Annotated in this window: 1 protein-coding gene; it reads right to left on the minus strand. The window is 69.8% G+C overall.

What is annotated here, in order from left to right:
* Positions 1-290: 290 nt before the first annotated feature.
* Positions 291-2,078 (minus strand): ATP-binding cassette domain-containing protein, encoded by a 1,788-nt coding sequence (locus QZY48_RS29050; protein WP_295437216.1) that lies wholly within the window; start codon positions 2,076-2,078, stop codon positions 291-293.
* Positions 2,079-2,200 lie beyond the last annotated feature (122 nt).

Consider the following 2,200-nt stretch of genomic DNA (forward strand, 5'->3'; position numbering starts at 1 on the left):
GAGCTAGCGGTCGAGAGGACTTTCATGTTCCGGGGTGGCGCGGGTGCCATGACCGTTAGCCCGACAGCGCCTATCAGCGGCCCTGATCCGGCTAACGGCCATGGCGCCCGCGCCACCCCGAAAGATGAAAGTTGCGGGCGCCATGGCCGTTCCCTCTCCCCGGCCCTCCCCCAGAGGGGGAGGGGGATGAGGAGCGCGCTCCCGGCGCGACTTTCACGGTAAAGCCTCGACCTCCAGTGGCCGGAACGACGATCAAGGCCCGCATGTTGATCGGTCGCGATGCGTTTCCATCATCCCTCCCGCGCCTGGATCAGCGCAATGAAGGCCTCCTCCATCTCCGGCGGCGGCTCCCCGAGCCGCGCGGCCGCCGCCTTGATCTCGGCCGGAGTGCCGATGGCCAGGACCTCACCCGCGGCCATGATGGCGAGGCGGTCGCAATACTCGGCCTCTTCCATGAAATGGGTGGTCACGAGCACCGTCACCCCGCCCTCCGCCAGGGCATTGATGCGCGACCAGAACTCGCGCCGGGCCAGGGGATCGACCCCGGAGGTGGGCTCGTCCAGGAACAGGATGTCCGGCTCGTGCAGCAGGGCCGCGGCCATGGCCAGGCGCTGTTTGTAGCCCAGCGGCAGGGTGCCGCTCTCCACCCCCGCCAGGTCCCCGAGCTCGAAGGCATCCAGGGCCCAGGCGATGCGCTCCGCGGCCCGCGCGCCCGCAAGGCCATAGGCGCGGGCGAAGAAGGCGAGGTTCTGACGCGCGGAGAGGTTGGCATAGAGCGAGAAGCGCTGCGCCATATAACCGATGCGCCCGCGCGCCCGGGCGGCGGCGCGGAGCAGATCCAGACCCGCCACCCGCACCTCGCCGCTGCTCGGGGCCAGCAGGCCGCACAGCATCCGGAAGGTCGTGGTCTTGCCGGCCCCGTTGGCCCCCAGGAGCCCGAAGACCTCACCGGGGCGCACGGCGAAGCTCACCCGCTGCACCGCGACGAAGCCGCCGAAGCGCCTGGTCAGGTCGGTCACGACAATGGCGTCCCCGGTGAAGGTCGGGGTCACCCGCACCTGGGGGGGCCTGATCGCCTCCCGGCCGCCGTGGAGCAGGGCGACGAAGCCGTCCTCGAAGCGCGGCGGCACCGGCTCGCAGCGGACCGGCTCGCCCAGTGCCGCGCAGTCGAGCGCCGCCCCCTCCTGCATCACCACCCGCACCGACTCGCCTTGCAGCACCGCGTCCAGCACCCCGGGCCGGCGCGCCAGCGCGCTTTGGAGCCGGCGCCGCGTCGCCGCCGCGCCGGTCACGCGCAGGGTGCGGCCCGCCAAGGGGTCACTGAAGTGTGCGGGGGGACCTTGGTCGACCACCCGCCCCTGGTGCAGCAGGATCACCTGGGCGCAGCGCTGCGCCTCGTCGAGATAGGCGGTGGAGAGCAGCACGCTCATGGATTGCTGTGCCACCAACTGATAGACGATGGCCCAGAGCTCGCGGCGCGAGACCGGGTCCACCCCCACCGTGGGCTCGTCGAGCAGCAGCAGGCGGGGCGGATTGACCAGGGTGCAGGCGAGCCCGAGCTTCTGCTTCATGCCCCCCGAGAGCCGTCCCGCCAGGCGTCGACCGAAGGGTGCCAGGCCCGTCATCTCCATCAGGCGCGCATAGCGGTCCGGGCGCTCGCCCGGCGACACGCCCTGCAGGTCCGCGTAGAGGTCCAGGTTTTCCTGGACGCTCAGGTCCTCGTAAAGGCCGAAGCGTTGGGGCATATAGCCGATGCGCGACTGCACCGCGAGACCGTCGCGGGTCGCGTCCAGACCCAGGACCTCGATGCGCCCCGCATCCGGGGCCAGGAGCCCGGCGGCCAGGCGCATGAAGGTGGTCTTGCCGGCGCCGTCCGGGCCGATGAGTCCGGTTACCACGCCGGGTGTCAGGCTCAGGGTCACGTCGGCCAGGGCCGTCAAGGTCCGGGTCGCGACCTTAAAGGTCTTGCACAGGCCGATGGCGCGCAGCGGTGGATCGCCGTTGCGCACCGCGCCGTCATTCGACGTATTTCTCGCCCCTGAACTTAAGGACAGTGTCGCCGCCGCCGATGCAGACATCGTGGTATCCGGAACTTATGGTTATCGTTGTCGTTGTCGTTGTCGTCATCGTAATCGGAGAAGCGATGCTATTCCGGCTGCGAGAGCATCCGGGGTGCTACGATAACCTCGATTACGAATAC

Source organism: uncultured Thiodictyon sp., from assembly GCF_903828115.1.
In the GTDB taxonomy this organism is placed as follows: Bacteria; Pseudomonadota; Gammaproteobacteria; order Chromatiales; family Chromatiaceae; genus Thiodictyon.

What these genes read in the sequence shown, in the direction of transcription:
- QZY48_RS29050 (WP_295437216.1), bottom strand. Translation starts at nt 2,078, where the DNA reads ATGTCTGCATCGGCGGCGGCGACACTGTCCTTAAGTTCAGGGGCGAGA.